The sequence below is a fragment of the Bradyrhizobium sp. DOA1 genome (assembly GCF_001593325.1).
Taxonomy (GTDB): Bacteria; Pseudomonadota; Alphaproteobacteria; order Rhizobiales; family Xanthobacteraceae; genus Bradyrhizobium.
The window spans coordinates 4,753,146-4,767,992 of record NZ_JXJM01000001.1; the positions used below are offsets into that span (position 1 = coordinate 4,753,146).

13 protein-coding genes are annotated in these 14,847 nt (G+C 63.4%); 7 read left to right on the forward strand and 6 right to left on the reverse strand.

What is annotated here, in order from left to right; genetic code table 11:
• Window position 1: 1 nt before the first annotated feature.
• A complete protein-coding gene (locus SE91_RS22235; RefSeq protein ID WP_061851244.1) occupies window positions 2-1,036 on the reverse strand; it encodes a L,D-transpeptidase family protein in 1,035 nt (344 codons plus the stop codon).
• Window positions 1,037-1,219: 183 nt separating this feature from the next.
• Between SE91_RS22235 and SE91_RS22240 the strand changes: the two genes are divergently transcribed.
• The gene (locus SE91_RS22240) at window positions 1,220-2,182 is read left to right on the forward strand and encodes a lytic transglycosylase domain-containing protein (protein WP_061849122.1); all 963 of its coding nucleotides are present in this window, start codon (window positions 1,220-1,222) and stop codon (window positions 2,180-2,182) included.
• 42 nt (window positions 2,183-2,224) lie between these two features.
• On the opposite strand, the gene SE91_RS22245 is transcribed toward SE91_RS22240, so the two are convergent.
• Window positions 2,225-3,322 carry a DUF1236 domain-containing protein gene (locus tag SE91_RS22245; RefSeq protein WP_061849123.1) on the reverse strand — a complete coding sequence of 366 codons (1,098 nt, stop codon included), beginning with the start codon at window positions 3,320-3,322 and terminating at the stop codon, window positions 2,225-2,227.
• 104 nt (window positions 3,323-3,426) lie between these two features.
• Between SE91_RS22245 and SE91_RS22250 the strand changes: the two genes are divergently transcribed.
• Complete coding sequence (locus SE91_RS22250) at window positions 3,427-3,888, forward strand: NUDIX hydrolase (RefSeq protein ID WP_061849124.1); 462 nt, start codon at window positions 3,427-3,429, stop codon at window positions 3,886-3,888.
• A gap of 35 nt (window positions 3,889-3,923) precedes the next feature.
• On the opposite strand, the gene SE91_RS22255 is transcribed toward SE91_RS22250, so the two are convergent.
• Complete coding sequence (locus SE91_RS22255; RefSeq protein WP_061849125.1) at window positions 3,924-4,898, reverse strand: Bug family tripartite tricarboxylate transporter substrate binding protein; 975 nt, start codon at window positions 4,896-4,898, stop codon at window positions 3,924-3,926.
• 418 nt (window positions 4,899-5,316) lie between these two features.
• On the opposite strand from SE91_RS22255, the gene SE91_RS22260 reads away from it, so the two are divergent.
• Together SE91_RS22260 and SE91_RS38075 are read left to right on the forward strand one after the other, a co-directional pair.
• A complete protein-coding gene (locus SE91_RS22260; protein ID WP_245318490.1) occupies window positions 5,317-5,979 on the forward strand; it encodes a hypothetical protein in 663 nt (220 codons plus the stop codon).
• A gap of 29 nt (window positions 5,980-6,008) precedes the next feature.
• Window positions 6,009-6,245: an HGGxSTG domain-containing protein gene (locus SE91_RS38075; RefSeq protein WP_283806316.1), complete on the forward strand. Its 237-nt coding sequence runs from the start codon at window positions 6,009-6,011 to the stop codon at window positions 6,243-6,245.
• Window positions 6,246-6,303: 58 nt separating this feature from the next.
• Here the strand turns inward: SE91_RS38075 and SE91_RS37195 are convergent, their stop codons facing one another.
• On the reverse strand, window positions 6,304-6,477 hold the full coding sequence (locus SE91_RS37195) for a hypothetical protein (protein ID WP_197489499.1): 174 nt from the start codon (window positions 6,475-6,477) through the stop codon (window positions 6,304-6,306).
• A 359-nt stretch (window positions 6,478-6,836) separates the two neighbouring features.
• Here SE91_RS37195 and SE91_RS22265 point away from each other — a divergent pair, with 359 nt between their 5' ends.
• Both SE91_RS22265 and SE91_RS22270 read left to right on the forward strand, forming a co-directional pair.
• Entirely contained in the window at window positions 6,837-8,354 is a 1,518-nt protein-coding gene (locus tag SE91_RS22265) for a CYTH and CHAD domain-containing protein (protein ID WP_061849126.1), read from the forward strand.
• A gap of 106 nt (window positions 8,355-8,460) precedes the next feature.
• Window positions 8,461-9,708, forward strand: coding sequence for an MFS transporter (locus SE91_RS22270; protein ID WP_061849127.1), 1,248 nt, complete (start codon window positions 8,461-8,463; stop codon window positions 9,706-9,708).
• A 70-nt stretch (window positions 9,709-9,778) separates the two neighbouring features.
• Here SE91_RS22270 and SE91_RS22275 read toward each other — a convergent pair whose 3' ends face one another.
• Both SE91_RS22275 and SE91_RS22280 read right to left on the reverse strand, forming a co-directional pair.
• A complete protein-coding gene (locus tag SE91_RS22275) occupies window positions 9,779-12,955 on the reverse strand; it encodes an efflux RND transporter permease subunit (RefSeq protein WP_061849128.1) in 3,177 nt (1,058 codons plus the stop codon).
• Between the two features lies 1 nt (window position 12,956).
• Complete coding sequence (locus tag SE91_RS22280; RefSeq protein WP_061849129.1) at window positions 12,957-14,195, reverse strand: efflux RND transporter periplasmic adaptor subunit; 1,239 nt, start codon at window positions 14,193-14,195, stop codon at window positions 12,957-12,959.
• 340 nt (window positions 14,196-14,535) lie between these two features.
• On the opposite strand from SE91_RS22280, the gene SE91_RS36440 reads away from it, so the two are divergent.
• Window positions 14,536-14,817 (forward strand): hypothetical protein, encoded by a 282-nt coding sequence (locus tag SE91_RS36440; RefSeq protein ID WP_156489723.1) that lies wholly within the window; start codon window positions 14,536-14,538, stop codon window positions 14,815-14,817.
• Window positions 14,818-14,847: the final 30 nt, after the last annotated feature.

Genomic DNA, 14,847 nt, shown 5'->3' on the forward strand with positions numbered 1-14,847 from the left:
ACTAGTTCGAGGCGCGCTTCGCCGCGGGCGCGCCCTGCTGCCTTGAGGACGTATCGGTCGGTGCATCGAGGAAAACCACGGGGGTGCCGCGCTTGACGTTCTCGCCGAGCACACGCGCGTCCCAATTGGTCAGCCTGACGCAGCCGTGAGACGCCGACTTGCTGACCCTGTCGGGTTCGGCCGTTCCGTGAATGCCATAGCCCTGCGCCGATAGGCCGATCCAGTACGATCCCACCGGATTGTTCGGCCCCGGCTTGATGTCGAACGGTCTCTTGGATTTCACGCCTTTGAACTTGTACTCGGGATTGTAGCGATAAGTCGGCTGCTCGTGGGCGGCAGTGACCTTCAGTGCCCCCGTTGGTGTCGGACGATCTGCACTGCCGACTGACGCCGGATAATAAGCGATCAGCCGGCCGGTCTCATCAAACGCCTTGAGCGTTTCGCTCGCTTTGTCGATCTCCACCCGCGCAATGCGTGGAAGCTCCCGTCGCGCCGGAATGTTGGCCACGATGATCGTCTCGCCCGCCTTGTCGAAAGCCTTCTTTGGATTGAGCGCCTTCAACAGCTCCTCGCTCATGTGGAATTTCTCCGCGAGCCCTTCGAGCGGACTGGTGTAGCTCAGCGCCTCCAGCGACTTCATGTCCTCGAGCTTCGTCGGCAGCTTCTTGAGAAATGGCCCCTTAACATCTGCGTCGGTGATTTTGTAGTCGACGAGAACAGACCCTTCGCTCGCAGCATTCAGCTTGTCCCAGAGTTCGGGGGCGATCGTCTTGTCGAAGCCGAGACCGTTCTGCTCAGCGAACGCCTTCAACGCCTTCTGCGCGTTTTCTCCGAACTTGCCATCGATCTGACCGGGGGAGAATTGCGCACGATCGAGCAGGATCTGAAGCTTCGCCGTGGATGCGCTGATCTTGTCCGTAGCCGGCGGCTTTTCGGAGCGCGCCGCATCATTGACAGCTTTCGCATCGAGATTGCCCGCGAGCACCGGGCAGATGAACCACAGCAACATCACCGCGCCAAGCATCCATCGCATCATGATCATTCGTCCCGATTCACAAATGATGACCGCAAAGCCGCGGACAGTTTCTCATTGGGAACACCGTAGTAACACCGAAGGAACCGACGAGATCGCAGCTTTGCCGCAATCAGACGGTTAACAGCTTCCTATCGCCGGCGCATCGCTGGCAGTTCACCCCACAGTTCGAGGTTGCCCCAGCAAATGCGATTTGTCGTCGCGGCTTGCGCCGCGTTTCTGATTCTGATGTGCGACCTGAATTCGTCGGCGTCCCGGCAAACATCGATTGTCGATCGCACCGTCCTTGTGAACACTCAGGTCTCGCCACTAGTTCCAGTGGTCGAACTCTTCCTTGTCAGTGTGCAGGCCATCGAGGTCGCCAACGCTCGTGCAGCGCATGAGCAGGTGATCGAGCCTCCACGCGCAATCGAGCCTGTCGCCGAGGGGCCGGTTTCACCGACAGACAAATTTTGTCATGCGCTTCGCGGGGCCGCCGAGGCCAGCGGCATTCCGGTGCCGTTCTTCGCGCGCCTGATCTGGCAGGAGAGCCGCTTCAAATCCCACGAAGTCAGCCACGCCGGCGCGCAGGGCGTCGCCCAGTTCATGCCGGAGACCGCCGCCGAGGTCGGGCTCGACGATCCCTTCGATCCGATGAAGGCGCTGCCGGCATCGGCAAAATTCCTGCGCAAGCTGCGCGACGATTTCGGCAATCTCGGCCTTGCCGCAGCCGCCTACAACGCCGGCCCCGGCCGCATCCAGAAGTGGCTCGCCAAACAGAGCGAACTGCCGCGCGAGACTCGCGACTATGTGCGCATCATCACGGGCACAAAGGCCGAGGACTGGACCGAACGCGCCGAAGCGCTTGCGATCCGGATCGACCTGCCGCGCGAGGCGCCTTGCGAAGGCATCGGCAGTCTTTCGAAGGCCAAGGATGTCGCCTGGGTTCCGGTCAACCTGACCCCTTCGGTGGTGACCATCATCCGCAAGTCCGAGCAGCTTGCCGCGCGCCAGACGACGAGCGCAGCGCGGAAGCGGTTCGCATCGCTGCTTCGGAAGAATGTCACCGCGAGCAACAAGGCGCGCAGCATGATCGCAGCGCGCGCTGCCGGAAAGAGCGCGAAAGCCCGCGCCGTTCGCCTCGCATCACGCGAACGGCCGTCGGGTTAGCGTTCGGAGCCGCCAGGTCTGGCGGCTCCGATATCCGCTGCGCTAATCGATCTCCTCGATCACGCGACGCTCACGCGGCTCGATGACATAGGTCCGGGTGTCGCGGTGGATGTAGCGATACTCGCGCAGATCAGGCGCATCGCGATAGACCGTGGTCGGGAACTCCTCGACCTCGACACTTTCGGGAAGACGGTCACCGACGCGGATTTCACTGCGCGCGGTGCTGCCGGTGGTCCGCACTTCCTTGCGCCCCTCGGTACGGGTTTTCGCATGCTTGCGGATGGCTTCGCGATCGCGGTCCGAGAACTTGCTGGCGCTGCGCTCGCGCGTGGTCGTCGTCGTTGCCGTGGACTGTCCCGAATAGGGCAGCACCGTCACGATCTTGTACGTCGCGGGATCGACCACGACGATCTCATCCTTCACCAGCGCAAAGCTGTAGCCGCGATATTGCGGCACGATCTCGACGACGTCGGGCGGTAGTGTCGACAGATGAATGTCGCGCGGCACCACCGTGCCGACATTCAGCGAGAAATTGACATTGGTCACGGGCCGGACGTTCAGACGCGAGATCGAGGTGCTGATCCTGGTCTCCTGCTGCTTGTTGAGGTTGACGTCGGTCTGCGCGGCTGCTTGTGAGTTGGCTCCGGACCGTTCACCCTGCGCCTGGTTGCTGGTCGGCGCCTGCTGAGCCTGATTGGTTCCGGATGCGGCGGGCGCCTGCTGGGCCTGATTGCTATTGGCCGGCGGTGGATTGGACCGATCCTGCGCCTGGTTCGTGCTCGCGGGCGGGGGGTTGGCGCTCTGCTGGGTCGCGGGTTGGTTACCGGTGGTGTTCGAGCTAGCGGTGCCGCTCTGCGGCCGCGATGTGTCCGAGTTGTTCGCGGCATTGTTGGAGGTGCCGGAGCCGGAATTGGCGGTCCCGGTGTTCTGCGTATTCTGCGCCGAAGTTCCCGTCGCCGGTGATTGCTGCGGCTGCGATGTGGTCTGCTGCGAGGCAGATGGCGAGGCCGTCGAAGGCGCCGTGGAATTCGATGGGGATTGCGGGGCCTGCTCGGGCTTGGTCGTCGTGCTCGGCGATTGCGCATAAGCGGCGCTCGCCAGCACCAGCCCTAATGCGGTGGTTGCCAACAGGCGGATCATGGTTCACTCCCTTTCATCAAATGAAACTTGGCTACTAACCTGCGCTAAAACGCCAAGTTCCACTTTTTCCCGAGAGGGCGGACCGCTTCTGCAGGAAACTTGCGATGCCATCGAAGAGTGCCGGGATCCTCGCCTATCGGAAGCGGGACAGGCTCGAAGTTCTCCTGGTTCATCCCGGGGGGCCGTTCTGGCGCACCAAGGATCTCGGCGCCTGGTCGATCCCGAAGGGCGAGTATGCGGATGAGGAAGATGCGGAGATCGCCGCGCGGCGAGAGTTTGCCGAAGAGCTCGGGCTCGAGCTGACCGTGCCGCTGATGACCCTAGATCAAATCAAGCAGCGCGGGGGCAAGCGCGTCACCGCGTTTGCCGCCAAATTCGACATCGACACGAGCAGCATTCGCAGCAACACATTCGAGATGGAATGGCCGCCACGCAGCGGCAAGCGGCAGGTTTTCCCGGAGGTCGACCGGGCCGAATGGTTCACGCTCGACGAGGCACGGAAGAAGATCAACGCCGGACAGCGCCCGCTGCTCGATCGGCTGGCGCAGATGATCGGCGATGAATAGGAACGTCGTTCCGGCCTGCGCTCGCCGCCCTCGCCTCACTCCGCCTTGATGTTCGCCGCGGCCACGACCTCGGCGAGATCCTTGGTCTCCTTGGCGATCTTGGCGGCGTACTCAGTGGGACCGAGCACCGATACGACGCCTTGCGAGCCGAGCTTCTCCTCGGCAGCCGGATCCTTGGCGGCCGCGACGATCTCCCGGTGCAGCGTCTCCAGGATCGGCGCGGGCGTTGCCTTCGGCATGAAGAAGCCGACCCAGAACGAGATGTCGAAGCCCGGATAGCCGGCTTCCGCCACCGTCGGCACGTCGGGCAGCGCCGGCAGCCGCTCGGCCGACGACACCGCGAGCGCGCGCAGCTTGCCGGCCTTGACCAGCGGCACGGCGGAGAGCGGATCGAACACCGCCAGCACCTCCTGCGCGAGAATGCCAACCTCGGCCGCCGAGCCGCCGCGATAGGGCACGTGGATCATCTTGATGCCGGCCTTCTGGCTGAGCAGCTCCATGGCGAGATGGGCGAGATTGCCGTTGCCGCCCGAGCCGTAAGCGAGCGCGCCCGGCGCGGCCTTCGCCGCGGCGACGAGATCGGCGACGGATTTGATGTTCGCCGTCTTGGGATTCTCGGGATTGACGACGAGGACGAGCGGCGCCGACACGACTGTGGTGAGCGGCGCAAAATCGACTTGCGGATCGTAGCGGATGTCCTTGAACAGTGTCTTGTTCAGCGTGATCGTCGACGAGTTGCAAGCGAGGATGGTGTAGCCGTCCGCATCCGCACGCGCCACGCCCTCGGCTGCGATCATGCCGTTGGCGCCGGCGCGGTTCTCGACCACGAAGGGCTGGCCGAGCTTGTTGCTGAGCCGATCAGCGACGATGCGCGCGACGACGTCGACCGGGCCGCCCGCGCTGAAGCCGACCACGATCTTGGCCGGCCGTGCCGGATATTTCTGCGCGAGGGCCTCTGTCGTCACGCACAAGGCGGCGACAATCGCCAGCAGGCGAAGCGTTCGTTGCATTCGTTCCCTCCCTAGGCCTCACCGCGCCGCCTGTGCATGCTTGTTGGTGCGGCGCGTCGACGATCATGAATAGCGGTCGTGCCGAAATTCGCAATCGCGTTTGTGTGCCCGCATTCCGCCGCGCGGCACGAGAGTGCAATTCTCAAACACGAAGTGCGAAAACAACCCCATGCACAGTAGCCGACCACTGTCGAATCAATGACTTGCGAGTCTTTCGGATACGACGAACCTAATTTGACTCGTCGGGCAATACAGGGGCATAATGCCACCATCGCAACAAGCGCCTGCGTCCCCGCCGCCCGGCCCGCGGATGCCTCGGCCTGGTGCGCGCAACCCCTCCATCAATATCCGAAATTCGCATTCGCGCGCGACGGGCGAAGGCTCGTTCGCACGCCTGCGCCTGCAAAGGACAAGAGCCATGACGATATCTCCGAACCGCCAAATCACCTCGCCGCTTGCGGCCGACAATCGCAGCCTTCCCGCCGCGCGCCCACGGGTAAAACTCTACAAGCATCGCATCGCGATCAGCCATGCCGACCCGCAAAGCGCCGAGCAGCTGCTGGCTGAGACGCTCGGCGCCGCCGATCGCGACGCTCTGCACGGCATGCTGAGGCAATTGGCCAAGGCGAGCGCGGTCGCGCAGAAGCCCGATGAAGCCAATCTCGCCTTCATGATCTCGATGATCGGGAGCATCGCGCCGAAGGATTCCATCGAGGCCATGCTGGTGTCTCAGATGGTCTCCATCCATGTGGCGGCCATGCGCTGCGCCTGTCGCCTCGCCTGCACCGAAGATCCGTTGCAGCAGGAAAGCCTCACGCGCGCATTGACGCGGCTCTCCCGCACCTTCTCCGCTCAGGTCGAGGCGCTGAGCCGTCACCGCAACAACGACGCGCGCGCGATCACGGTGCAGAACCTGTCCGTGCAGGACGGCGGACGCGCCATCGTCGGCAACGTCACTCAGCATGCCAGCATGATCGTTGCGGAGACCGGCGCGGCAGAGACCGATGCCAAAGCTGCTGCAGACCGCAAGAGTCATCGCGGCAACGACCGGCTCCATGTGGAACACGGCGCCGGCGCATGAGCAGCGATCACGTCCGTAACACCGATGCCATGCAGTCGAGCCCGCGCTGCGGTGCGCGAACGCGCGGCGGCACGATTTGTCGCGCGCCAGCGTTGCACGGCAAGGCCCGCTGCCGCATGCATGGCGGCGCACGGCGATCAGGCGCTCCGCGCGGCAACCAGAATGCCCGGAAGCATGGAATGTTCGCCAAGGATCGGACCACCGAGCGACGGCAAATTCGGGACTTGCTGGATGAATCCTGGAAGCTTCTGGACGGGTTGAAGTAGCTCGCGGCGTGTTCCAAGTCACGACCGTCCATCGCGAGGTCGCCGTTCAACTCCCGTTTCATGGCGACCATCGCTCGTGCTCCTCGCGATAGGCCTGCTCGTTAAGACGTTCGGCGATCTCTTTGGCCACGGGTGTGCTTTCGGCGTCTGCGAGTGGCTTGCCGTTGTTGGTCGTGACAGTGGTCTCGTTCGCTTCGACCGGGAAATCGTCAGGATGGATCGTAGGCTTCATGACGATCTCCTTTGCCTATTGGTTTCATGTCGACGCCCGGCGCGGCCCGTGCCTACTCAATCCGACGCAATCCTTGCCGAATCCGCCCGGCTCTCCGCCCCCCATCGCTGTTGTCCAGCCGATAGAGCGCAGCGGCGCCGGCGAGGACCAGCGCGATGACGAGAACTGCAATGACATTCATGCGGCTCAAGGGAGCCTCGTTTGCTTGTGCTGTGCTGCTCATCAATCGGCCACGCTTGCGCCGCGTTCCGTGCAGTTTCCATGACTTGCAACCCGAGGACAGTCGAGCTGACGTATTCACGACATCGGAACTTCCGGTGACGGCGTCTCATTGAATTCGGCAACCGAAAGAGTTCGCCATGACCACAGAAACGGAACTCAAATTTCGCATTGCGCCACGCAAATTATCGTCAATATTGCTAAGCGGCGGCGCGAGCAGGCGGCGTCCGGACGTGTCCAGGCAGTCGCTGATCTCGACCTATTACGATACGACCAAGCACAAGCTCAGACGCCATGGCCTGACGCTGCGCGTCCGTAAGGTCGAGGACCGCTATGTGCAGACCGTGAAATCAGGCGGCACCGGCGGTGTGACACGCGGCGAATGGGAGCACGAAGTTTCCGGTGCACGGCCGGACCTGAAGAAGACGAAGCATACGCCGCTGCGAGACCTTGCGACCCGAAAGTTTCCTCGCAAGCTGAGGCCTGTGTTTCAGACCGACATCCATCGCACGGCGCAGGCACGACGCGTCCGGAAGAGCCAGATCGAACTTGCGGTCGACCGGGGCCGCATCAGCGCCGGGCGACGGACGCGGGCCGTCGCCGAGCTGGAGCTGGAACTGAAGTCCGGACATGTTGCAGACCTGTTCCGGCTTGCACGCGATCTCGTGCGCAAAACGGGGGCAGAGCTCGATCTGCGCTCGAAGGCCGAGCAGGGCTATCTGCTCGTCGCCGGCGCCGCCGGCGCGCAGCATGCCGAGCCAATCGCGCTGAAGGCCGAGCTCTCGCCACACGAGGCGTTCCGCCTCATCGCGCATGCGACGCTGCGGCACGTCGCGACGAATTCCGATCCGGTGCGCGACATGGACGCCGAAGGCGTTCATCAGATGCGCGTCGGCCTGCGGCGCCTGCGAGCGGCCATCTCGCTGTTCGCCGATATCCTGCCGCGGGCGAGCACCGCGCGGATCAAGGCCGAGCTGAAATGGCTCACGGGCGAACTGGCGCCTGCCCGAGAAATCGACGTGTTCCTGACGGAGAGCATCCAGCCGATCACCGCGCAGGGCGTGCCGAAGCGCGGTGCCCGCGCGATCCGCAAGAGGTTTTCGGGGCAACGCAGCGCGGCATTCGAGCGTGCACGCGAGGCGATCATGTCGGCTCGTTACCGCCGGCTGCTGATCGACATGATCGAGTGGATCGAAGGCGAACGACCTCATGCCCGGAACGGCCGCACGATCGCCGCCTATGCTGCTGACATGCTCGATCGACGCATCAGAAAAGCGCGCAAGCAGGGCAAGCACGTGAACGACCTCGAGCCGATTGAGCGCCACAAGCTGCGGATCAAGATCAAGAAGATTCGCTATGCCGTCGACTTCTTCGAAAGCCTCTACGGCGACGACGGCCGGAAGGAGCTTGCAGCCCTGTCCGGCCGGCTGAAGCGGATCCAATCCGCGATGGGAAAGCTGAACGACTTCATGTCGCACCGCGAGCTGGCCACGGAGGCTGCGCTGACGGCGCCGCCCGCCCACCGCCGCGCCCAGGCTTTCGCATCGGGCGTCATCGTCGGCCAGGAACGCAAGGCCGCCGACGGCCTGATGAAGGACGCAGCAAAGGCGCTGCACCGGTTGCGCCGGTTGCGCGCGGTGCCGAACGGGGGAGCCTAGGAGAGCGAAGTAGCCCCATTCCGGAATGAGGGGGTCCCGCTGCGGTCATTGGCGCCCGGCCCGCGATCATGTAGGCCGATCCAAACCTTCTCGGGACGGGACGCTCATGACGGCCGCTACCACGGATGAAGCGGGACACGCCACCCGCGCGCTGATCTTTGCGCTGCTTGCGCTGGCCTGCGGGCACATGCTCTCGACCTTGCTGCGCACGATTCCCGCGGTCAGCCTCGATCTGATGGCCGCGGACTTCCACATGGAGCCGCAGGCCCTCGCCAGCCTCACCTCGGTCTATCCCTTTGCCTTCGCCGCAGCTCAGATCCCGGTCGGCGCGGCGATGGATCGTTTTGGCGTGCGCCCGGTGTCGCTCAGCCTGCTCGCGGGAACCGTGATCGGGGCCATCGCGTCGGGGTTTGCAAGCGGCCCCGCCAGCTTTGCGCTCGGGCAGGTGCTGCTTGGCGTCGCCACCTCGGGCATGCTGATGTGCCCGATGACGCTGGCGGCCAAGCAATTGTCGGCAGCGCGATTCGGCCTGTGGTCGGGCGCGATCCTCTCGATCGGCAATATCGGCATGCTGCTGTCGTCGAGCCCGCTCGCTTTCGTGGTCGACGCCTGGGGCTGGCGCGCAGGGTTCTGGCTCTCCGCGGCCGGCGGCGTCGCGGTTGCGCTCGCGGTGTTCGCGCTGGTGCCGCACCAGGCGGCCGAGCACAAGGACGACTCCTCGCCGTTGTCGCAGATGATCGAGGTGCTCAGGCTCGGCCTATCGCGGCCCTTGCGCGGCTTGATCGCGCTCGCGCTGGTGTCGCTGGCGACCTCTCTGGTGCTGCGCGGCCTGTGGGGCGGGCCATGGCTAATGGAGATCAAGGGATTGTCGCGGGTCGAGGCCGGCAACCAGCTCGGCGCGTTCACGCTGGCAATGATCGCCGGCCCGCTGTGCATCGGCATCATCGACCGCAGGCTCGACCGCCGCCGCGCGCTGGTGGCAGCCACGCACATGGTCGGGGCGCTGTTCCTGGCGCTGATGGCGCTGGGCGCGCCGGGCTACGCCGTCTCCATGCTGTTCGGCTTCTCGGTGATGCCGCCGCAATACGACCTCGTGATGTTCGTGCTGATCGGCCTTGCGACCTCCGCCCAGCCGCTGATCTTCGGCATGTCCCGGCAGCTGGTCGATGCGCAGACAGCGGGCAAGGCGCTTGCGGCGGTGAACCTCGCCTTCTTTCTCGGCGCGGCCTTGATGCAGTCGGTGACCGGCGCGGTGGCGGCACTCGCGGGGCTGCCGGCGGTGCTGCTGTTCATGGCTGCGATGCTGGCCCTCGGCGTGCTGATCTTTTTGGCTTACACCTCGCCGAGCCCATAGAAGCGGGCCGTCATCGGCAGCAGTTCAGCGGCCATGACCGCATCGCAGCCCTGGCGGGGACTATGAACGGTCACTGCGCTGCAAGAACCTTGGATGTCTTCCGGGGTATCCTGTCGACCACGTCCAGCTCACCGCTGTCGACGACACCCTCGTCTTGACGATCGCCGTGTCGATCCGGACTGAGCCATTGCGAGACGCGGTCGAGATAAAGATAGACCACCGGCGTGGTGAAAAGCGTCAGGACCTGGCTGACCAAGAGACCACCGACCATGGCGTAGCCGAGCGGTTGACGGAGCTCCGAGCCGGTCCCGTGGCCCAGCATCAGCGGCACGCCCCCCAGCACCGCCGCCATCGTGGTCATCAGAATCGGACGGAAGCGCAGCAGGCATGCCCGGCGAATGGCTTCGACCGGTGACATGCCCTGATCCCGTTCCGCCACGATCGCAAAGTCGACCAGCATGATGCCGTTTTTCTTGACGATGCCGATCAGCAGAACCAGCCCGATCAGCCCGATCAGGCTGAAGTCGAAGTGGAAGATGAGGAGCGTCGCCAAAGCGCCGACACCGGCTGACGGCAGGGTCGACAGGATCGTCAGAGGGTGGATGTAGCTCTCGTAGAGCACGCCGAGGATGAGATACACCACGATCAGTGCCGCCACGATCAAGAGCGGCACCGAGGAGAGAGACTCCTGGAACGCCTTTGCCGTTCCCTGGAACGTCGACGTGATGGCGGCCGGCACGTTCATTTGCCTTTCCATCGCGTCGATCGCCTGCGTCGCCTCGCCCAGGGCGACATTGGGAGCGAGGTTGAAGGAGATCGTCACCGCCGGAAACTGGCCCTGATGATTGATGGCCAGGGGCCGCACCGGGGCCGTGGTCCACTTCGCGAACGCCGACAACGGCACCTCACCGCCCGTCGTCGGGGAACGCAGATAGATCTGCTCCAGCGTAGACGGATTCTTCTGCAGCGAGGGCAGCACCTCGAGGACGACGTAATAGGTGGACAGTTGCGTCGAATAGGTCGCGATTTCCCGCTGCCCGAATGCATCATACAGCGTCGCGTCGATGACGTCGGGGGTGATCCCGAAACGCGCGGCCTGATTGCGGTCGATCGTCAGCGTCAGCGTGGTGCCCGACGCCTGCTGATCCGAAGCGACGTCGCGCAATTCGGGCATCTGCTTCATCTTGTCGAGCAGCCTGGGGGCCCATGTGCTCAGCTGGTCCATGTCGGTCGACTGCAGGGTGAACTGAAACTGCGTGCGGGAGGCCCGGCCGCCGACGCGAACGTCCTGTGCCGACTGTAGATAAAGACGCGCGCCCTGAACCTTCGCCGTCTGCACCTGCAGGCGACGGATGACCTGGTCGGCCGACGCGTCACGCTCATCGCGCGGCTTCAACGTGATATACATGTTGCCGTCGTTGAGCGTATTTCCGCTGCCGCCCATGCGCATGGCCATGTGGTCGATCGCCGGATCCTTCAGCACGATCGCTCCCATCTCCTGCATGTGTTTCGCCATGTCCGCGACCGACACGTCCTGCGACGTTTCGACGATCCCGGTGATCAGCCCGGTATCCTGCTGCGGAAAGAATCCCTTGGGGATGATCACGAACAGGTAGACGGTCAGGGCTATCGTCGCGAAGAACACCATCAGGGTCGCGAAGCGAAAGCGCAGCACGAGGTCGAGGCCGCGTTCATAGCCGTCCACCAGGCCCTGGAACATCCGCTCGCTGAGCATATAGAGCCTGCCGTGATGCTCCTCGTCGTGCGATTTGAGGAAGCGCGAGGCCATCATCGGCGTCAGCGTCAACGACACAAAGGCCGACACGACGATCGTCATCGCCAGTGTCACCGAAAACTCCCGGAACAGGCGGCCGATGATGCCGCCCATCAGCAGCAACGGAATCAGGACCGCGATCAGCGAGACGGAGATCGAGATGATCGTGAACCCGATTTCGCCCGCGCCCTTGACCGCGGCGGCCATCGGCGTCTCGCCTTCCTCGATATACCGGGAGATGTTCTCGAGCATCACGATGGCATCGTCGACCACGAAGCCGACCGCGATGGTGAGGGCCATCAGGGACAGATTGTCGAGGCTGTAGCCGGCCATCCACATCAGTGCGCAGGCGCCGAGCAGCGCGAGCGGCACCGTGATCGATGGAATGATGGTGGCCCACACGCTGCGAAGGAAAACGAAGATCACCATCACGACGAGGCCGATCGTCAGGAGCAGGGTGAATTGCACGTCCTTCACCGCCGCACGGATGGTCTGCGTGCGGTCCGACAACACCTGGATGTCGATGGCAGGCGAGATGCCTGCCTTGAGGTGCGGCAGCTGCTTCATCACATTGTCGACGGTGTCGATGACGTTGGCGCCGGGCTGCTTGAAGATGACCAGAAAGACGCCGGGCTTGCCGTCGGCCCAGCCGTACTGCGTATTGTCCAACGGCGCGCTGACGGCATGGCCGATGTCGCCGACGCGGACGGGACTGCCGTTGCGATAAGCAATGACGATGTCGTTCCAGGCCTCGGCCTTGGTGAACTGGTCATTGGCGTAGACGGTGTATGTGCGGGTATCTCCGTTGAGAGTGCCCTTGGGATTGTTGACCGATATCACCGAGAGCGGGGTCCGGATGTCTTCCAGCGACAGGCCTTTGGCGACCAGCTTGGCGGGATCGATCTGGACCCGGATCGACGGCGCCTGCTGCCCACCGACACTGACCTGGCCAACCCCGCTGATGTGGCTGATTGCTTGCGCGAGCTTGGTGTAGGCTTCGTCCGACACCTGGGTCATCGGCAGCGTCTTCGACGTGGCGCCAAGCAGGAGAATGGGCGAGTCCGCCGGATTGACCTTCCTGTAGGTCGGGGTGCTCGGCATCGTCTTGGGCAATTGCCCGCTCGCGGCATTGATGGCGGCAAGCACGTCGGACCCCGCACCGTCGATGTTGCGCGACAGATCGAACTGCAGGACGATCTGGGTCGAGCTGGTCTGGCTCGACGACGTCATTTCCGAGACGCCGGGTATCAACGCGAACTGCGATTCGAGCGGTTGCGCCACCGAGGACGCCATGGTCTCGGGATCCGCGCCGGGAAGACTGGCGGAGACCTGGATGGTGGGGAAGTCGACTTCCGGCAGCGGCGCCACCGGCAATTGCGGATAGGCGATGATCCCGACGAAGAGGATACCGACCATCAGCAGCGACGTCGCGATCGGGAGGCGAATGAAGGGAGCCGAGATGCCGCCAGCCATGTCAGTCAGCCGATCCGGCCTTGCCGACCTTGGCCTGGTTTGCGGCGGCGCTCGCATCCGTCGTCGGCGCGGCCGCAGCGACCAGCGGCTTTTCGTCCACCAAGGCGCCTTCGAACAAGCGCGATTGCCCGGCCACCACGATCCTGTCGCCAACGTTCAAGCCCTGGGCCACCACGGCATTCGCATCGCCGCTCTCACCGACCTTGATCGGCCTGCTGCTGACCTTGCCATTGTCGCCGATCACATACGCGAACAGGCCGGACGGCCCGTGCTGCACGCCGTCCTGCGGCACGACGACGACCTGCCTGAGCGTGTCGACCAGCATCCGCGTGTTGACGGACAGGCCGGGCCACAGCGCGTTGTCCTTGTTGTCGAAACGCGCTTTCAGACCGATGGTCCCGGTCGACTGATTCACCGAATTGTCCATGATCGCGAGCCTGCCGTGCGACAATGTCCGCGCTCCGTCCGATGACAGCGCCTCGACGGGCACCTCGCCGGCTTCAAAGGCCTTGGCGATGGCCTGCAACTGGTCTTCCGGCTCCGTGAACTGCACGGCGATCGGCTGCAGCTGGGCGATGGTGACGATGCCCGTCGTATCCGCGGCATGCACGATGTTGCCGGGATCGACCAGCCGGAAGCCCATGCGTCCGCTGATCGGCGCCTTGATGGAGGTGTAACCGAGATTGGTCTGCGCGTTGTCGATGGCGGCCTGGTCGCCCTTCACCTGCGCCGTCATCTGATCGACCAGCGCCTGCTGGGTATCGAGATTTTGCTGGGTCTCGAATTGCTGTTTGGCGAGCTTCTGAAATCGCTCCAGGTTTAACTGGTCGTTCCTCAGGCTGGCCTCGTCTTGTGCCTTCTTCGCTACGGCCTGCTCCAGAGCCGCGGTGAAAGGGCGTTGATCGATCTGCAGAAGCGGATCGCCCTCCTTCACCATCTGCCCCTGCTTGAAGAACACCTTCGTGATCTGACCGTCGACACGGCTCCTGACCGTCACCGTCTTGAACGGTGAGACGACTCCAAGACCGTAGATGTGCACGGGAAAGTCGCTCTTCTTCACCTCGAAAGAGGTCACGGGAATCTTGACAGCAGACTGACTGGAAGCGCTTTGAGCGGCCGCTTCGACCGGCTTGACGCTCCCGAGGAGCTCAACCCACAAGCCGTAGCCTGTCGCGGCTAGTACAAGGATTCCAAGCAGCGTGGCGCTGAGCTTCGGTCGCCTTGTCAGATTGATGGCCATCCAACTCTTCGATTTCACATGAACGCGCTGCTTTGGATGGAAAGTATCGCGGACAACATCTCGGCCTCAAAATAACGATTGCGTGCGACATTCTGTACAAACCGTCATGTTCGCTCGTGCGTAAATTCGAGCACCGATCATTCGAGCACGCTGATCTTCCGAGTCGGAAGACATTCAACGGAGGCGAGCAACAGACAGAAACAATATGCGCGCGCGCCGACGATCTCCGCGGCATCACGCTGAATTGCGCCAGCATCCGAGAATTTCTGGAACGTCCACCAAGAGCCGGGCCTATCATCAAAATCTTGATGGCGACGCGAACTGTTGTTTGAGGCGCAAGATGAAAGCCGATCGGCCTGATCATCTGGGAAATGTCATACCGTTTCGAAAACGATCAGAGACCGGCGGAGCTCCGGCCGATGATGTGCGGACCGACGACGTTCTTCGCATACTCGATCTCTCGAAGTTCGAGAAAGATCGCCGCGCTGCGAATGGCCCCAGCATGCGCTTGAACATCGCCGCAATGGTGCTGCTCGGGTTTCTCGTATTCGTCGCGACCGAAAATTTCTCCAAACTCGAGCAATCGAACGTGTGCTCACACAATTCGGAATGCAGGAATTAGAAAGCGCAGAAGCAACCGATTCGCGCCGCC

Excerpts from the sequence above, each read along its gene's own strand:
- SE91_RS22235 (WP_061851244.1), bottom strand. The coding sequence starts at position 1,036 with ATGATGCGATGGATGCTTGGCGCGGTGATGTTGCTGTGGTTCATCTGC.
- SE91_RS22240 (WP_061849122.1), top strand. The coding sequence starts at position 1,220 with ATGCGATTTGTCGTCGCGGCTTGCGCCGCGTTTCTGATTCTGATGTGC.
- SE91_RS22245 (WP_061849123.1), bottom strand. The coding sequence starts at position 3,322 with ATGATCCGCCTGTTGGCAACCACCGCATTAGGGCTGGTGCTGGCGAGC.
- SE91_RS22250 (WP_061849124.1), top strand. The coding sequence starts at position 3,427 with ATGCCATCGAAGAGTGCCGGGATCCTCGCCTATCGGAAGCGGGACAGG.
- SE91_RS22255 (WP_061849125.1), bottom strand. The coding sequence starts at position 4,898 with ATGCAACGAACGCTTCGCCTGCTGGCGATTGTCGCCGCCTTGTGCGTG.
- SE91_RS22260 (WP_245318490.1), top strand. The coding sequence starts at position 5,317 with ATGACGATATCTCCGAACCGCCAAATCACCTCGCCGCTTGCGGCCGAC.
- SE91_RS38075 (WP_283806316.1), top strand. The coding sequence starts at position 6,009 with ATGCAGTCGAGCCCGCGCTGCGGTGCGCGAACGCGCGGCGGCACGATT.
- SE91_RS37195 (WP_197489499.1), bottom strand. The coding sequence starts at position 6,477 with ATGAAGCCTACGATCCATCCTGACGATTTCCCGGTCGAAGCGAACGAG.
- SE91_RS22265 (WP_061849126.1), top strand. The coding sequence starts at position 6,837 with ATGACCACAGAAACGGAACTCAAATTTCGCATTGCGCCACGCAAATTA.
- SE91_RS22270 (WP_061849127.1), top strand. The coding sequence starts at position 8,461 with ATGACGGCCGCTACCACGGATGAAGCGGGACACGCCACCCGCGCGCTG.
- SE91_RS22275 (WP_061849128.1), bottom strand. The coding sequence starts at position 12,955 with ATGGCTGGCGGCATCTCGGCTCCCTTCATTCGCCTCCCGATCGCGACG.
- SE91_RS22280 (WP_061849129.1), bottom strand. The coding sequence starts at position 14,195 with ATGGCCATCAATCTGACAAGGCGACCGAAGCTCAGCGCCACGCTGCTT.
- SE91_RS36440 (WP_156489723.1), top strand. The coding sequence starts at position 14,536 with ATGAAAGCCGATCGGCCTGATCATCTGGGAAATGTCATACCGTTTCGA.